Origin of the sequence: Paenibacillus wynnii (genome assembly GCF_030812855.1) — a bacterium.
GTDB lineage: Bacteria > Bacillota > Bacilli > Paenibacillales > Paenibacillaceae > Paenibacillus_AQ > Paenibacillus_AQ wynnii_A.
In genome coordinates, this window is sequence record NZ_JAUSTK010000009.1 from 87,836 (window position 1) to 104,854 (window position 17,019).

General features: G+C 46.0%; 15 protein-coding genes. 12 read left to right on the forward strand and 3 right to left on the reverse strand.

What is annotated here, in order from left to right; genetic code table 11:
- Nucleotides 1-8: 8 nt before the first annotated feature.
- The 6 genes from modB (at nucleotide 9) to J2T20_RS11450 (ending at nucleotide 5,372) form a co-directional block, all read left to right on the forward strand.
- A complete protein-coding gene (modB, locus tag J2T20_RS11425) occupies nucleotides 9-671 on the forward strand; it encodes a molybdate ABC transporter permease subunit (protein ID WP_307588392.1) in 663 nt (220 codons plus the stop codon).
- A gap of 812 nt (nucleotides 672-1,483) precedes the next feature.
- A complete protein-coding gene (locus J2T20_RS11430) occupies nucleotides 1,484-2,857 on the forward strand; it encodes a hypothetical protein (protein WP_307588394.1) in 1,374 nt (457 codons plus the stop codon).
- A 98-nt stretch (nucleotides 2,858-2,955) separates the two neighbouring features.
- Nucleotides 2,956-3,966 (forward strand): CapA family protein, encoded by a 1,011-nt coding sequence (locus J2T20_RS11435; protein WP_307588395.1) that lies wholly within the window; start codon nucleotides 2,956-2,958, stop codon nucleotides 3,964-3,966.
- Between the two features lie 72 nt (nucleotides 3,967-4,038).
- Nucleotides 4,039-4,725 (forward strand): hypothetical protein, encoded by a 687-nt coding sequence (locus tag J2T20_RS11440; RefSeq protein ID WP_307588397.1) that lies wholly within the window; start codon nucleotides 4,039-4,041, stop codon nucleotides 4,723-4,725.
- 37 nt (nucleotides 4,726-4,762) lie between these two features.
- Nucleotides 4,763-5,086, forward strand: a complete 324-nt coding sequence (locus tag J2T20_RS11445; RefSeq protein WP_307588398.1) for a hypothetical protein — start codon at nucleotides 4,763-4,765, stop codon at nucleotides 5,084-5,086.
- A gap of 157 nt (nucleotides 5,087-5,243) precedes the next feature.
- Nucleotides 5,244-5,372, forward strand: coding sequence for a DUF6254 family protein (locus tag J2T20_RS11450; RefSeq protein WP_307588399.1), 129 nt, complete (start codon nucleotides 5,244-5,246; stop codon nucleotides 5,370-5,372).
- 148 nt (nucleotides 5,373-5,520) lie between these two features.
- Here the strand turns inward: J2T20_RS11450 and J2T20_RS11455 are convergent, their stop codons facing one another.
- Nucleotides 5,521-6,531, reverse strand: a complete 1,011-nt coding sequence (locus tag J2T20_RS11455) for a helix-turn-helix transcriptional regulator (RefSeq protein ID WP_307588400.1) — start codon at nucleotides 6,529-6,531, stop codon at nucleotides 5,521-5,523.
- A gap of 423 nt (nucleotides 6,532-6,954) precedes the next feature.
- Here J2T20_RS11455 and J2T20_RS11460 point away from each other — a divergent pair, with 423 nt between their 5' ends.
- Complete coding sequence (locus tag J2T20_RS11460; RefSeq protein WP_307588401.1) at nucleotides 6,955-8,364, forward strand: deoxyguanosinetriphosphate triphosphohydrolase family protein; 1,410 nt, start codon at nucleotides 6,955-6,957, stop codon at nucleotides 8,362-8,364.
- A 441-nt stretch (nucleotides 8,365-8,805) separates the two neighbouring features.
- Here the strand turns inward: J2T20_RS11460 and J2T20_RS11465 are convergent, their stop codons facing one another.
- A complete protein-coding gene (locus J2T20_RS11465) occupies nucleotides 8,806-9,762 on the reverse strand; it encodes an NAD(P)-dependent oxidoreductase (protein WP_307588403.1) in 957 nt (318 codons plus the stop codon).
- Between the two features lie 91 nt (nucleotides 9,763-9,853).
- Between J2T20_RS11465 and thpR the strand changes: the two genes are divergently transcribed.
- From thpR to J2T20_RS11480, 3 genes are all read left to right on the forward strand, one after another.
- On the forward strand, nucleotides 9,854-10,459 hold the full coding sequence (gene thpR / locus J2T20_RS11470; protein WP_307588405.1) for an RNA 2',3'-cyclic phosphodiesterase: 606 nt from the start codon (nucleotides 9,854-9,856) through the stop codon (nucleotides 10,457-10,459).
- 75 nt (nucleotides 10,460-10,534) lie between these two features.
- Complete coding sequence (locus J2T20_RS11475) at nucleotides 10,535-11,368, forward strand: cell wall hydrolase (protein ID WP_307588406.1); 834 nt, start codon at nucleotides 10,535-10,537, stop codon at nucleotides 11,366-11,368.
- Between the two features lie 58 nt (nucleotides 11,369-11,426).
- Nucleotides 11,427-12,110, forward strand: a complete 684-nt coding sequence (locus J2T20_RS11480; protein ID WP_307588407.1) for a metal-dependent hydrolase — start codon at nucleotides 11,427-11,429, stop codon at nucleotides 12,108-12,110.
- Nucleotides 12,111-12,154: 44 nt separating this feature from the next.
- Here J2T20_RS11480 and J2T20_RS11485 read toward each other — a convergent pair whose 3' ends face one another.
- On the reverse strand, nucleotides 12,155-13,336 hold the full coding sequence (locus J2T20_RS11485; protein WP_307588409.1) for an MGDG synthase family glycosyltransferase: 1,182 nt from the start codon (nucleotides 13,334-13,336) through the stop codon (nucleotides 12,155-12,157).
- Between the two features lie 256 nt (nucleotides 13,337-13,592).
- On the opposite strand from J2T20_RS11485, the gene J2T20_RS11490 reads away from it, so the two are divergent.
- Both J2T20_RS11490 and J2T20_RS11495 read left to right on the forward strand, forming a co-directional pair.
- A complete protein-coding gene (locus J2T20_RS11490; RefSeq protein WP_307588411.1) occupies nucleotides 13,593-14,168 on the forward strand; it encodes a TetR/AcrR family transcriptional regulator in 576 nt (191 codons plus the stop codon).
- A gap of 224 nt (nucleotides 14,169-14,392) precedes the next feature.
- Nucleotides 14,393-16,747 carry a YhgE/Pip domain-containing protein gene (locus J2T20_RS11495; RefSeq protein WP_307588412.1) on the forward strand — a complete coding sequence of 785 codons (2,355 nt, stop codon included), beginning with the start codon at nucleotides 14,393-14,395 and terminating at the stop codon, nucleotides 16,745-16,747.
- Nucleotides 16,748-17,019 lie beyond the last annotated feature (272 nt).

Here is a 17,019-nt window from a genome sequence, read left to right on the forward strand (position 1 = left end):
GAATGGATATGGACATCAATTGGACTGATTTTTTAGCTCCGGTGTGGCTTTCATTAAAAATCTCGGTGATTACGAGTATTATCGTCTTCATTCTTGCTACTGCTGCAGCCAAGGCGATGGCAAATCGCAGGTTTCGCGGCCGAAGCCTTGTGGAAACTGTACTTCTGCTCCCACTCGTCCTACCGCCAACCGTAGTCGGGTTTATACTTCTGGTACTTCTGGGTCGGCGAAGCTGGATTGGAAGGCTGTATGAGCAATTAACAACGCAGACGATTCTTTTCACGTGGGTAGCTGCAGTTATTGCTTCTATTGTAGTAGCCTTTCCCTTAGTCTACCGTACAGTTAAGTCCGGGTTTGAAAGTGTAGAACGCGATTTGGAGGATGCCGCCCGGGCTCAAGGAGCCAGCGAGCTTCAAGTGCTGCGTTATGTGTCGCTACCACTAGCCAGCCGTTCACTTGCAGCCGGATATGTCTTGGGTTTTGCCCGCGGCCTTGGAGAATTCGGAGCAACGATCATGGTAGCTGGCAATATCCCGGGCCGTACACAGACCGTTCCAACGGCCATCTATGTAGCCGTAGACGGGGGCAACATGATCCTTGCCTGGATGTGGGTATGCTCCATCATCGCCATTTCTGCAGTCATGCTTATGATCGTTAATCGGAATTCCTAATCATGTTGTAAATAAGCCTTCAGCTTACCAAGTCTCTTTGGTAACTGGAGGCTTTTCTTTTTAATGCAGTCATACTGAAATTATAGGTATTAACTTATAGCTGGCTCAGGCGTTGCTACCCTGAAGAATTGGACTTCCGGCCGCTGTTGTAGTAAGACTTTTTTTGGTTTAACCCGCTGTTAGCGGTTGAAATCCGGATACAGCTTATGCTTTCGAAGCGAGCTTTTCTACGGAAAGCTTTCGGACGGTCGCTACCGCTCCTACAGTCCCAAAATTCGTAGATCGGGTAAAGAACTCTATGCGGACTACAGATCCCTTATTGTCTATAAATTGCTCTATAAGTAAGTTATGCGGACACAGATGCCATTATTTATGAATACTGGGCTATGCATAGCTGAATTCTTGCAAATAAGATCTTCTGAGTCCCTATAGATAAGGAATACAGGTAAATGGAGTAAATAGCGTCCGCTGGGTCCGTAAGGCTTACGCATTCATCTTTAGCAGATATCCACACCTCGTGTTCGTACATCAAGAGGGAGGGCATTAGTAATACTGATTCTGAGTCTCTGCTGCGTGTTCGTACATCAAAAGGGGAGTGAGGCAGTCTATGAATTTCTACCGCTAAAGAGCGGTATGATTCAAAGAAATCTGTAGACAACAGCGGCCGGAAGTCCAAACACTCACCGCAGTGCGACTAATCCTTTATTCTAAAAGTCTTAAGTTCAATCTATATAATTACTATTTTCAGCCGGGACTGTCGCCTAGAAGTCCTTCACTGAATACATCTGAAGTATAAGATGATTCAGGAGAGGATGTTGGCCGTGCAAGCTGTTCCTCATGATTTCGTTCAAGGATGGATCGCCTACACGTCGGACCGCGGTGGAATGTTCGACATTTGGCTGTACCGACCGCACGGCGGTTTTAATTTTCAACTTACACAGGGGCTTGGTGCGGAGTTTTCCGTTCCCTATTGGTCTCCGGACAGCAGGAGAATCGCCTTTATTGGCATTGGCAACGTGGTACACCTGCTGGATGCCGTTACGCTCACCGTTGCCCGGATTGATCAAATCGAACCCTACACGCTGCTGGACTGGTCCCCGGACAGTAGGACTCTCGCGTATGTCAAAAACGGGCAAATCATCATCTATGATACTTTCTCACATATCAGCTATGCCATTCCGCAGCCGGGCGCCAGCGATGTCCAGTGGTTCCCTTCGGGTACGGAGCTTCTGTTCGCGGCTCCTGACTCTACCGGTAATACCCAGCTCTTCCGCATCCGGGCCGATGGCACAGACCGGAGACAAATCACGCAAAATACGGACGGACCGCTCCATGACGTTCGGCTTTCTCCGGGCGGAACGTTTGCTCTTTACACGTTTCCCGGTGCTAGCATCTCCCTCATTTCTACGGTGGATCTGGCCACAGGCACCATCTATACACTGGAAGGAGGACCGCTTGCCAAAAACTATTTTCCGGCATGGTCCCCAGACTCCCGGAGCATCGCCTACAGCGCAACCGTATATAAGGAACCAAATTATTATTCTCTTATCCAAATCGACAGTCGTACCGGTAAGAATCAAAGGACGCTCACGACCTCCGACTGTTTTGCCACTCCCGTCAGCTGGTCGCCGGAAGGTGGCAAAATCGCGTATTTATCAGGGTGCACAGGTGAAGGAAGCGCAAGTCAGCTCTGGATTGTCGATATCAGGGAGCAGATGCCGGTGAACGTCCTCAGCGGCGGTCGGATTACGGCCTTGCAGTGGTCTCCTCGCGTCAGAAAGGTTCCGGAAAACATCTACACAAGCTACGTGTACCGGGTATCCTTTCCGTATCCAGCAAACTGGCGCCCGGTCAGCGAAGAAAGGTACGAAGGGCCCGGCGGTTTTTTTCAGGTATCCGCGATTTCAGCAGGCGACCGGATTTCCGATGTATGTAACTCTGAAGCTTTTCACCCGTTGATGCCTTACGGCTCTTCTCCTCGGATTGTCATGAGGACCATACAAAACCAAGAGGCTTGCTTCATTTTCCCATCGGCCGACCAACCAGCGGAAATGAACAAACAGGCAGCACTCATAGTGAGATACCCCCGTCCTGTACAAATTCGGGATACGTTCTACAATTATTTTATTCTTTGGGCTGACGTCAACCACATCCGTCAAATTGGTGGGCGGCTGTCGTTCCTGTAACCAATTTACCCTACCGCCGAATGACGCCTTAACGCAGATAGCACACCATAACATCTTTCGGCCATATTCTAATGAAAATGACAAAAAGGTGGATAACGATGACGGAAATACAGATAACTGCTGTGGGAGACCTCATGGTCAAACGTTATATTATTTCGGATGCTAAACAGTCTGACGGAACCTATTCGTTTGATACCCTGTTCGCAAGAGTGGCTCCTTATCTGAAACAGGCGGATTTGACGATCGGGAATCTCGAAACGACCTTTGCCGGAAGCGGGCGAAAATCCCGGAAAAGTCTACGATCTGGCGGTCCGATATTCAAGTGTCCAGACGAACTGGCCCCGGCGCTTAAGGAAGCTGGATTCGACGTATTAGTAACAGCGAACAATCACTGCATGGATCATGGTTCCCCGGGTCTGATTCGGACGATACAAGTACTGGACCGCAATGGAATCTACCATACTGGTACATCTAAGTCATTCCAAGAATCCAAGAAAACGCTGATCCAAAACGTAAAAGGGATTACGATCGGAATCCTCTCCTACACGTCAGGTACCAACAGAATTCCCGTACCGGCGAGTCGACCATGGCTGGTCAATCGGATAGAAACCGAGAAAATCATTCGGGAAATTCGAGATTTAAAAAAGAAAGTCGATCTGGTCTTGCTTTATATGCATTTCGGAAACGAATATCGGTACACTCCAAACAAAAGGCAAAAGCAGTTGGTAAACCTCTTCTTTAAAAATGGTGCCAACATCATACTGGGATCTCACCCGCATGTTCTTCAACCGTTAGCGGTTCGGGGAAAGAAACAATTCGTTATTTATTCGTTGGGTAATTTTGTTTCGACTAAACTAAAGAATAATCCTTATACACAAAGCGGAATCATCCTTACTCTTAAAATCAAAAAGGATCAAAAAGGAAACACGAGTATAACGAACATCGATTACATCCCGACTTGCGTAGATCGAAGAGTGACAAGCGGTGGCAAAATTACAGAGGTCATCCCCATCCGCGATGCGTTAAAGGCGAGCGTCTTAAAAACAGGGCAGATAAATCTCCTGAATCGTATGTTGAAACATACGACGGCAATTTTAAAGAGGGAATAGGTAATTTACCCCATAAAATGGACACCCATGTTAAAATATAGATATGAATTTATACATGGGGGAAAGTATGCAATGGTTACAGGAGAGTTTCTAGAGAACGTAAAGTTATTAATACAAATGCATTCCGAGGGACATCTTGGTGGTGAAGTAATGCCTGAGGATGTTCTCTTGGGCGTTGTTCCAGAGGAAGAATTAATGAACGTGCTGACTCTTGGGATGTCTCTAAATTACCAAAGAAACTCTTATGGATTATGGCGATCGATTGCACAAGCTTATCTCGATGAAGGTTCACGATGGGTATTTGACCCAAGAATTGTCTCTCAGAGCAAAATTGAAGATTTACGAAGTGTTTTGCTATATCACCGTGTTGCTCTTCAACCCAATCGTCACCCGGAAATCTGGAAAAGTGTCTCTAATGGGATAAATGATTCTTCTATAAGGGGAGATGTATTTGGTTTAATTGATTCCGTTCAATTCGATATTGCAGCTTTAAAAACCATTATGCAAATCAAGTGGAAAACTCGTGAACTTATCACAGTGGCGCCTGATACACATATTTTACAAGCAACCGTGAAATTAGGACTGTGTTCTTCGGATGTATTAAACGGGTCGGCAGATGATAGACAAGCAGTTGCTGAGGCTTGGGAGAAGGCGCTTCTGGGTAGTGGGTTGGCACCAATTGATGTTCACACACCTCTATGGTTATGGAGTCGTGCAGGATTTCCTGAACTTTCTTTAAGTGGTTCGCGACTAAGTTAACGAAAAACTTTTTTGAGGTATATGCAACTGAAGAAAGGTGGGTGTCTACTATGAAAATAAGAATGCTTATCGTGTTAACGGTAGCTATCCTGATTATCGAACGAAGGATGTGAATCCTTACAGGACTTTAGTCGATGGTGAGAAAAAGCGCTTTATTCACCTGCTGGAGAGTGGGAAAAATACACAAAATTACACCCCTCAAAATAAGGAAGGCGATCCGGAGTATTATAGGATAGTCTTTTATACTGACGAGCCGATTGCCTACACATTTACTATTGCTGATGATGGTATAAATGTCTTTTTTTCGCCTTGGGATACCAGAATTGTCGACATAGAAATTCGAACACTACTTCAGCCTTAGAATGGCGTATATCAGCGACAGCACAATAAAGAGTCATTACGCTGCGGATGGATCGGAAGCGGGGGTAGAAAGCAAACGCGTATGTATGAATAACTGTAATATTTAGCATTCTAATATTGTAGTATATATGATGCATTTCCAAAGGAGGCTACCCGTGATGAGCCAGCAGAAGCGTAGAAAAGAAGCTGAGTCGAAGTCCCGTAAGCAGGATCAGCATCCCCATGGTGAAATCAAGTCGCTGAAAGAGCTTTCCAGCGAGTACGATGCGGAACATACTACGTCTTAACCTATCTCAAGGCGGTAGGCTGCCGATTCCATTCGGCAGCCTATTTGAGTTTTATACTCTTATTGCAGATAAATTTGATTTTCAACTGACCCCGTTATATCCCTGAACAATGCTCCCTCGTCATTAAACCAATGGGAAGCGTTTGTTACTATATTAATGTTTCGTATACAACATTTCCTGATGCACTAAGATCATACCCGTGTATGGAGCCTAGCTCGCTTCGGAAGGTAGATGAACGCAAAACTTCAATAACGGAGCGGATCCAAGGCATATTCTCCGGTTTTTTTAGCATGACCAGATCGTACTGCTCTTGTATCAGCGGGATGAAATCAACACCATCCACAATTTTGGCTGCTTTCTCAATACCGATGCCAATGTCAGCCTCGCCTCGGGCAACCTTACCGGCTACCGCTAGATGACTGTTCTCTTCAGTTTCATAGCCACTCAGGTTTGCTGGTGAAATTCCAAGCAATCGCAGCTGTTCATCGAGAAGAACACGGGCTCCGGATCCCCGCTCGCGGTTAATAAGTCTGAGATCTGTCCGCTGTAAATGAGCCCATGATGTGATTCCTTTGGGGTTCCCCTTCTGCACATAGAATCCGGCACTCCGTGTAAGCATGTGGATAACAATATAAGGGAAGCCTACTAGCAGCTTACGGATGTAAGGGAGATTGTACTCACCCGTATCACCGTCCAGCAAATGTGTACTAACAATATCCGATTCTCCATGATACATAGCAATCAGACTGTCCAAACTGCCGGCGTAGGAACGAAGCGGGCGGTCTGCCGATAGGCTGCGCTCCAAATAGGTTGCTAATATATCCAGGGACATATCTTGTCCGGTGATTACGATACTGCGTCCGGATGACTTACTGAGGGGAGACGATGCCGAAAGCACCGGTAAGACCTGAACAGGAGAAGGCCCTGGTACTGAAGGGGGAGCAGCAGAGGGCGTTACTCCTGTAGTAGCATTCTTGGCAGACTGGCTGCTTCGCGAATGCTGCTTATACGTCTCCAGATCTGAGGCATCAACACGCATTTGTTTACCCACCCGATAGGACGGCAGCTCCCCTTTTTTGATCAAGTCATATACTTTCAATTTCGATATTTTCAGCAGCTGGGCAATTTCTTCGGTCGTATAGGAAGTATCTTGAGACATTACGTTCCTCCTGAGGGATAACGGTTATATTTTAATGGAATAAAACATGATTTAACTGTATTCTGTACACTTATTTTCGGGGATTATCAACCAATATGAGTTTAGTTGTAGTTTATACAGCTAAATCCAGGGAAACCCTCGCTTTTCGCCTTTTCCAAGGAAAATAACTGCAGAAAGTGCAATTAAAGCTGCGATCTGAGGCAAATGCGATGTTTTAAGTGTACAAACTACAACTATTCTGCAAGGTGCCTTCGGATGATCCAGTAGAAAGCTTTACTTATGGAAAACACTACTCTATTTACTCCCATGGCGCAATAAGGTGTGACCGCGTGTCTATATAATTTTGTTTTTAACGTGAAACTTTTTATGAAAATGACTTATAATGAATAACAAAATATGTTTGGACAGATTGGGGTGGCGGATATGACATTGATTGAGAAAAGAGAACACCGACAGTATCCGGAGATTACCCGCCTGGAAACTTCACGAGCCGCCTATGAGCGCGATTATTCACGTTTGATTCATTCGCCGACCTTCCGTCGGCTGCAGGGTAAATCCCAGGTGTTCGGGGCAGGAACGGGGGATTATTACCGTACACGCCTAACCCATTCACTGGAAGTGGCACAGATCGCCCGTGAAGCAGCCAAGAGCCTACTCCGCTCTTATCCGGAGGTGGAGACAGGTCTGGCTAAGAACCCTGGACTGGTCATAGATCCGGAGGTAGTAGAGTGTGCAGCCATTGCTCATGATTTCGGACACCCTCCCTTTGGACATAAAGGGGAAGAAGTATTAGATAGTATCCTGGATAATCTGATTGAAGAGAAGACGAATCAGCAGGCCATTTTAACAGAGGCAGGTCCAAAGCAAAAGCAGGTTATTCATGAGGGTATGAAGCGTAAATATGAGCACTTTGAAGGCAATGCCCATAACTACCGTTTGATTATGTTTCTGGAGAAACGAGAGAATATCGATGGGCTCAATTTATCTGATGCAGTACTGCTGGGGATTAACAAATATCCTTTTCCCGGCACGGTGCTCAAAAAAGGTATGTATCTGCATGAATGGGACTATATCTCGGAAATCCGCAGCCAATGGAATATACCTGACGGTAAAAAAACGCTGGAAGCCCAACTGATGGACCTTTGCGATGATATCGCTTATTCCGCGCATGATTTGGAGGATGGCATCAAGGCGGGCAAAATTGAGGTGCATGATCACTTCATGCATGATCCCTATATTCAGCGGTTGATAGTCGAGAAAATCACCACACTCGAGGATGCCTTCTGGGATAATTGGGAGGAGGATGGAATCCGAGCCAAAGTTGAAGAGGTTCTAACCTCGTTCTTACGTGTATGGACGGAGAAAATGCCAACCTGTGAAAATGATTACTCCCGAACCCGCCGCGAAGTTAAGGCTTATTGGGTCAGTACTTTTGTCGCCAGTCTTGGGGTTATTGCGGATGGAGACTGGAAGAAGGTTACCTTCATTAAAGAAGGAAAAGAAGATGAGGATATGCTGCGTACGGTGAGTGTACTCAAAAGCTTCGCCTGGGTGACGATGATCCGGGATCTGCGTGTACAGCGTCTGCAAAAAAGAAGTGAGTGGATTCTACGGCGTCTATGGAAGGCCTTTCTGGATCCCGACACCTCGAAGTCGATTTTGCCGACCGATTGGCTGCAGCGGTTTGAGAAGGACCAACGTCAAGCGAAGCCGATCTGGACTTGGGAGCATATGGTGATTGACTATATCGCTGGGATGACAGACGCTTTTGCCGAGAAAATATATAACGAGCTGTATGGTCTGAAGGTTGGATCGATCTATGATTTAGATTAAGCCGTTAGAGATTTGATTAAAGTTCTGGACGCTGCCTGCCGAAAGAAGTTCAGCGGACGGCCGTAGTTAACCATCTGCAGAATGGTGTCCGCAAGACAGAGGAAGGCAGTCGCCAAATCATCGAAACCGAAGAAGCGCTGGCCGAAATTAATAGATCCGTTAATGTAATGGCGGAGACCATAATTGAAGTGGGTAATGATCTGGAGCGGATGAATCAGTCCAGCGAATCTATGAACAGCTGCATGCTACCGGAGAAGTGGCCTCGGGTATGGAAAACTTAAAGTTGCTTTCGAAGGAACTAAAGGAATTGGTATCGCGTTTTCAGCTGTAAATAGAATAGAATAGAATAATTTCTATAACAAAAAAGCCCCGGGTGCATGTTTACTGAAAGGTAAATGCACATTCGGGACTTCTTTATTTTAAAAAAGGAGTCCTAGACTGTTAATATTGCCGATTATAATCTACAACATTGCGTGAAGGGGAACCTTCATTTATATAAGACTTCATATTCTCAACAAAAATATCAACAACCCGCTCGGAATATCGATCGGTATTCCCTGCGCGATGCGGTGTGATGATAACCTGTTTCATATCCCATAGAGGATGATCATGCGGAAGCGGCTCGGTCTCAAATACATCAAGACCTGCTCCGCGTAGCTGCCCGCTGTTCAAGGCATCCATCAGATCCGTAGTATTAGTGGTATCGCCCCGCCCAATATTGATATAGTAGGTATCCTGTTTAAAGACCGAAAAAACTGATTTATTAAATAGATTATGGGTCTCGTCCGTTAACGGTAGTGTATTAATAACAAAGTTTCCTTCACTAACTGCTTCCAGTAAGTTATCTGTGGTATACATCATATCGAAATCAGGCAGTGCGGAACCAGAGCGGCTAACACCAACTGTCTTCATGCGAAAAGCCTTGGCGATTCTAGCGGTTTCGCTCCCTATGGCACCAGTGCCTACAATAACGGCTGTTTTATCCGTCAACTCGCTTTCACTGCCGTCTGATTCCCAGCGGTGAGCCTCTTGATTACGGATGGCCGTGTGCAGGTTGCGCGTAAACATCAGCATATATCCAAAAATCACCGCAGAGATCGGCTCGGCATGCACTCCGCTGGCATTCGTCAAAAAAATGCCGCGTTCTTGAAATTGCAGAAGGGGTAATCTCTCAATCCCAGCGGACCAAGTCTGCACCCACCGGAGCGGTGAATCTGGAGCAAGCATTGTATCCGAGATGCCTTTGGCCCAACCAATTACAATTTCCGCTTGGCTAAGCAGCTGTAAATCTGGACTCTTGGCATCGCTCTGAACTAAGGTATACCCGGGGGCATTTTTCCGGATATTCTGTTGCTCTTGAGGTGTCAAAGTATGAAAACAAACAATTAATTTAGTCAAATAGGTGTCCCCCCTGGTTGTTGTGGGAAAGATGAAATTATAAATTCTATATAATAAGGATACCAAATCTGCTGAAAAAGGTGAAATGACGATGGAACAAAGAGGGATTAATATAGGCTCGGAAAGATTATTTATTGCAATCCGACTCCCCGAACAGCTGCGTGCAGCCTTGGGACAACGATGTCGGAGACTGGCTTCTGAGCTGGAGTTTTCCAAATGGGTTCATGCTGAGGATTACCATATTACTTTACAATTTCTTGGAGATACAGCACCTGAGAAAATTCCGCCTTTAATTGATGCTCTAAAAGTAGCAACCGTAGGAGTCACTCCTTTTCAATTGTCAGTACAACAATGGGGCACGTTCGGGCCGTCCTCTTCCCCGCGCGTACTCTGGTGTGGAATTACCGGTGATCTGTTGCCGCTGCACAATTTGCAACAAGCTGTAACCTCTGCAACCCTCCCACTGGGCTTTACAGGTGAAGAACGGAAATATAGCCCCCATATCACTTTAGCGAGGAAATATAAGGGTGAGCGGCCTTACAGCTCGGAGGGTCTTCATGCGTTACAGAGTACGGGAATAGCAGAGGATGGAGACATCGAAGATGTGCCTTGGACCGTCGATTCAATGGTTATATTTGTTACCCGAATGAATAAAAGTCCAATGTACGAGGTGGTTGAAAAAATATCATTTTTTTAGAAAATCGACATAAATGTTTTCAAACCTCCCATTTTCGGTTACATAGAATAGGAATGTGCTGATAGGAGGAATTATATGTCGATATTTAAACAAAGCCGCTATATTGCGCTGCTGCTTGGCGTTATTCTAGTGTGCTTCTCTGCAATAGTTTTACTGGATCAAGGGGCAGTCTCGGAGGGGAAGCAGAACAGAATACAACTGGTGAAACTGCAATCTTCGGGACTGTCGGCTAACATGCCGCTGACTTTAAAAGAAAAAGAAGATCAAAAGAGGACAGGGAACAAAGTTCACTCGAAGCTAGATATATTAGCAGCAGGGAAAGCAGAGTGGATCAATGCTGGGGACTTCATAACCAAGAGCAAATCAGCTCCTTCTACTGTACCGGTGAAGGCTGCTGTAATCACCACTCCTCCTGCGAAGGGGATTCAGGCCGTAAGCCAAAAGGTCACAACATCTCAGCAACATCCCCCCACTACCTTATTCTTCACACGGACGGAGCTATTAAGCCAGGAATTGCAGGACAAGGCGACCTGGCAATACGCGGTATCCGAAGAAGAAATGCATCTGCTGCAGAAAATAGTAATGGCAGAGGCAGAAGGCGAACCGTACCAGGGCAAAGTGGCAGTAGCCAACGTTGTTCTGAATAGGCTGCGGTCAGCCAATTTCCCAGACACAATTAAAGAAGTGATTTATCAGAGAAGCCAATTCAGTCCTGTAGCCAATGGGCGTCTTAAACGTGTAAAGCCTGATCAGGATAGTATTAATGCGGTCAATGCAGCGCTCTCTGGAGTTAAAAAGGTTTCCGATGATACTTATTTTTTTCTCTCGTTGAAGCTTGCTCAAGACCTTACCGTGCACCATACTCGGAAATATGCTAAAACCATTGGAAATCATACCTTCTATAAATAGTTCATTCTCTGGATATAGGGTAAACTAACTATATAAACCGGAGGTGGAATCAGAGCTTATGAAAATAACATATTACGGACATTCCGCATTGCTTGTCGAATCTTCAGATGCAGCGGTGATCATAGATCCTTTTTTGTCAGGTAACCCGAAATCCGGGATTTCACCGGAAGAAATTAAGGTAGATGCTGTTCTACTTACCCATGGACATTCGGATCACCTAGGGGATGCTATAGAAATTGCCAAAAACAATAATTGTCCTATCTTTGCGGTATTTGAGCTTGCGGAATATTGCAGAATTAAAGGGGCACAGGTCAAGCATATGAATATCGGTGGATCTCACACCTATGCAGGAATTACAGTGAAGTACACTCCAGCCATTCATTCATCTTCCTTTCAGGAGGGGGACACTTGGATTTATACCGGACAGGCAGCAGGAATTCTGTTGACTATGGGCGGTAAAACTTTGTATCATGCCGGGGATACAGCCCTATTCGGAGATTTGAGACTGATAGGAGAAAGAAATGCCATTGATATCTCGGCACTTCCTATAGGGGATATGCTGACAATGGGGCCTGATGATGCACTGCTCGCTGCGCGCTGGCTGCGGGCGGAGAAGGTTATTCCTCTACACTATAATACGTTCCCTGCTATTGCTCAGGACGGTGCTGATTTCTGTGATCGTTTGCGTCAAGAAGGAATTGAGGGTTTCCCGCTGCTTCCGGGGGAAAGTATAGAAATATAAAAAATAGGCAGACCCGGGATTGTTCTTCGGGCCTGCCTATTATTTTAGGTAACAATTGCAGCTTCTTCATTTCGGCTCTGAGCCCGTTGGGATCTGGATTCGGTTGATGTGACGGGATTACCAAGCATCTCAAGCACGGTAGAAGCGCAATGACCCGGTTGATGCCGGTCCGGAGCGAGGCGGCGTCTTCGCTGTTCCTCCAGAGCCGCATATTCACGAAGCAGCATGGTGTACCATTTATCCACTACGGTTGAATCAAGCACCTCTGCCAACCCAAGTTCGACAAAATACTGGCAATTCTTCTCCTCCTGGCCTGGAATGGCCTTGTAGAAAAGCATTGGAATTCCCTTGGCCTGGCCCTCTGTGCATGTCATACCTCCGGGTTTGGTAATCAGCAGGTCCGAAGCATCCATAAGCTTGTTGATCTCACTGCTGTAGCCCAGAATTTTTACATTCGGATGACGGAACAAAGGATTGCTTCGCATTTTAGCAACACGTTTGTTATTGCTTCCCATACAAAAAATAAGTTGAATATCATCTATCCTGGCCGTGAGCGAGTTCATCACATCTTTTCCGAACATCAAGCCCCATCCTCCGCCCATAATAAGCACGGTGGGAATATCGGCAAGACCCAGCTCCTTGCGCAGCTGCGTTTTGTTCGTGCGCTCCCAGAACTTAGGGTGCACCGGGATTCCTGTAACAGTCACCAGTTCTGGAGGTATTCCCCGCCCGGTGAGAATGGATTTGACTCGCGAGGTGGAGACTAGATAGCGGTTCACCTCTGCATTAACCCAGCTGCCATGCGCATCATAATCTGTAATCAGCGTATAGAGCGGTACATTTAATCCGCGTCGCTTCAAGCGGGAGATGACGGCGGCAGGGATCGGATGAGTGCAGATAATCAAATCGGGCTTAAGCTGATCAATGACCTGTGAGGCATGTGTATAAAAAATCCGGTGTAGCGCAAGCTTGGTTAACCGGTTCAGTGATTTATGATATTGTGTCTTATACATCATGCCGACCAGCTTAGGCTGGCTGCTGACTGTTTTTCTGTAGGCGGAAAGAATCCATGGAGCAACTGTTGGGTTAAGAAATTTACCCAGCTCAATTACTCTGCACTGGACATCCGGATTCAGCAGCTTTATACCTTCGGCGAGAGCATAGGCTGCCCCTGTGTGGCCCGTCCCGAAGCCTTCCGAAAACAGCAGTACTCTTTTCTTTCGCATAAGTTCACCTGTTTCCTTATCAATAGAATTGCGAATTACTTATATTATATACGAAATAAGTGCTTACTCTTCCCACATTATACAAATTAGACGTAAATAGAAAGTTAAAACACTGCAATAAATTAAAAATAAAAGATTTACATAGGTATTGCAAACATGAAGTATAAGTAGTAGACTAATCATTGACCGAGTGACCGGATTAGTAAATTAGTCATAATTCCGGTGACGACGTATTTCTGTGAAAGGAAGTGTACGAGTGACTGTGGTAGATCGAAGGCAGCAGGTGCTACAGGCTGCGACCAAATCCTTTTCATTGTTTGGGTACAAAGCAACCACAATGGATCAGGTCGCAAAGATTGCAAATGTCGGGAAAGGTACTATTTACACCTTTTTCACCAATAAGGAGCAACTGTTTGATGAGATTTTGCGCGATGTTGTGATTGAAATGAAGATTATTGCCGAGCGGGAGATCAGGCGCGATAAGCCCTTTTTTGATAATTTACACCGTGTTCTAGATGCCCTGTTAGAATTTCGAAGCGAGCACGAGCTGTTCATTAAGCTATCCCAAGAGAATCGTGAATTCGGAACACCTCAGGCCGGCGAAGGTCTCAACAAAATCGAGAATGTGGTGTTGGAATACTTGGAACGGGAGGTGGAACAAGCGATTCGGCAAGGGGAAATGAAACCGTGTGACCCCAAAATTGTATCGGTTGTAATGTTCAAATTATATATTGTACTGACCACCGAACTGAACAAGATGCACACACCCTTGGATAAAGAACAAATCAAAAACTATTTTCATTTGTTTCTGGCTGAAGGATTGGCAAAGTAATAATGGGCTAAATATTGGAATGGAATATCATGATATTAGCTTTCAGCTTTCCCTATAACGGGATTATATTACCTCAAAGGGAAAATAAGTCAACAACATGCCGCAAGGCATTTTTTTATAAAGCTAATTGACTGATTGGGGAAAGTGGTCAACCAGTGTTACGCTGTATTGCAGTTTTGTTTCATTGTAAGAGCATATAAAGAGATGATAAGGAGAGAATCAGAATGAAATCATTATCCGTTTTTATGAAGGACCTTGGTGCGGCTCTAAAAAACCCAAAGGTGCTAATACCAATGTTTGTAGTCCTCTTCATACCGGTACTGTACAGCGGGCTATTCCTGAAGGCATTCTGGGATCCATACGGTAAAATGAATGAGTTGCCTGTTGCTGTGGTCAATCAAGATAAAGGGGCCCTATATGAAGGGAAACAGCTCAGTGCCGGAAGTGATCTGTTAAATGAGCTGAAGAAAACGGATGGCTTCCAGTGGGAATTTGTCTCACGCGAGAAGGCGGAAGCAGGGCTTAAGGACAATACTTATTATATGGCGATTGTCGTTCCAGAAGACTTCTCAGCCAAAGCAACAACCCTGCTGGATACGGAACCCCAACCCGCCAAAATTATATTTGAACCCAATGAAGGATACAACTTCCTAGCTGGGCAAATCGGTGGTTCAGCCGTGAAGGAGATTAAGACTAAGGTTTCAGCTAAAGTAACAGAAGCTTATACCAATTCTGTATTCGATAAATTCACTGAGATTTCCAGCGGATTGGGTGAGGCAGGAGATGGCGCTACAAAGATTGCTGATGGCGCAGGTAAGCTTGATGAGGGTGCCGTTAAGCTGGAGGAGAATCTTCTTCTGTTGACAGATGGCACAGGCAAACTTCTTAACGGTGTAGAGCCGCTCACTAAAGGTGTTACAGATCTAAATACAGGTGCTGTAGCACTGGAGTCCGGTACCAATACCTTAGCTGATGGTTTGCAGAAGCTGTCCGCAGCACATCAGCAGTTACAGGATGGTGTACAACAGACCGCAGACGGCAGCAAGCAACTAAGTGACGGATTGCAGCAGACTGAAGCAGGTACGGTGAAGCTACAGGCTGGGACACAATCTGCGGTAGATGGCACAGCCAAGCTTCAAGACGGAACACAATCTGTTGTGGAAGGAAGCGGCAAGCTGGAAGCAGGATTGACTTCCTCCGTAGATGGAAGTGCCAAACTTGAAGCGGGTATTAAAGCATCGGCGGAGGGCAGTGTAAAGGTAACCGAAGGTGCGAAAGCAGTAGCCCAAGGCTTGCAGCAGCTAGCTCAATCCAATCCTCAACTGGCCGCCAGCCCAGATATGCAAAAGCTTCTGGCAGCTAGCAAAACCGTTGCAGCAGGCAATGAGCAACTGCAGCAAAGCCAGCAGCAACTAGTGCAAGGTGCAACTGTACTGCATAGCGGACAGGAGCAGCTTCTGCAGGGTGCAACTCAGCTGCATATTGGCTCTCAGCAGCTGGATGCCGGAGTATCCCAGCTGCATGACGGAGCTCAGCAGCTTAACGCCGGCAGTGCTCAGCTGCTGGAAGGTCAGCAGAAGCTGGCAGCAGGCGCAACCGCGCTGGAAGCAGGCGGCAGCAAGCTGGCCGCTGGTATGACCGAGTTTGGCATAAAGCTTAACGAGGCTGCGGCAGGCGGCACTAAGCTGGCTGACGGCGGTAAGGCGCTGGAAGCAGGGACTTCTAAGCTCCTAAGCGGTGTGGATCAGCTTGGGAATGGTATCAGCACTGTAGCGGACGGCTCAATGAAGCTGGCTAACGGAGCGGGTGAACTCAAGAATGGTATGGATGAGCTGAAATCAGGCTCGAACGAGTTGGCAACAAAGCTTGGCGATGCTGCTGAGCAGACAAGTGCAGTTAACAAAAGCGATTCAATGGTACAGATGTTTGCTCAGCCAGTGGAAATTGAAGAACATAAAGTAAATGAAGTGCCGAATTATGGCACAGGCTTCGCCCCATACTTCCTGTCTCTTGGATTGTTCGTAGGAGCGCTGATCTGCACCCTCGTAATTCCTATGCGTGAATCCGAAGTCGTTGGAGCCAGCCGCTTCAACCGCTTCATCAGCCGTACACTTTCCTTCTCGATGATGAGTCTATTGCAGTCATTACTGGCTGCATTCGTTCTCTTGTACGGACTGGGTCTGGAAGTTCAGAATGTACCCCTGTTCCTGGCCTTCACTTTTATAACCAGTTTGTCCTTCATGTGGGTCATTCAAGCGATCGTTACTTGGCTTGACCAACCCGGACGATTTGTTGCCATCGTGATTCTTATCTTCCAATTGACAACAAGTGCCGGAACCTTCCCGCTGGAGCTGATTCCGAACTGGATGAAATTCTTCAACCCGCTGCTACCAATGACTTATAGTGTCAGAGGTTTCAAGGCTGTAATCTCAACGGGCGATTATAGCGTAATGTGGGGAGATGCAGGTACGCTCGCATTATACGGGCTGGCTTTCCTGGCCCTTACTTTCACCTACTTCATGACTCGAGACCTCGAAAATGAAGCTGCCATGAAAAGTGAACAAGTTTTGACTGTATAATCAGGTCGAATTTAGTAGAATTTTAGAATAGTTTAAGTGCCTCCTTCGGGAGGCGCTTTTTTGGTATAAGGGATTAGAAAACCTTTTCTTGATAACAAATCACGGGGCATAAATCAGTTAAAACGCTTTCAACGCATAACTACTTATTCGTTTTTTGTGTATATTTATGCATTGCAAAGATTATTTACGCTTTTACCCACTAAAGCTGTGTCGCAAAAACAAATGTTAATCAACATCATAAAAAAGTTTAAATTGCGCTCATGTAAGGTCGA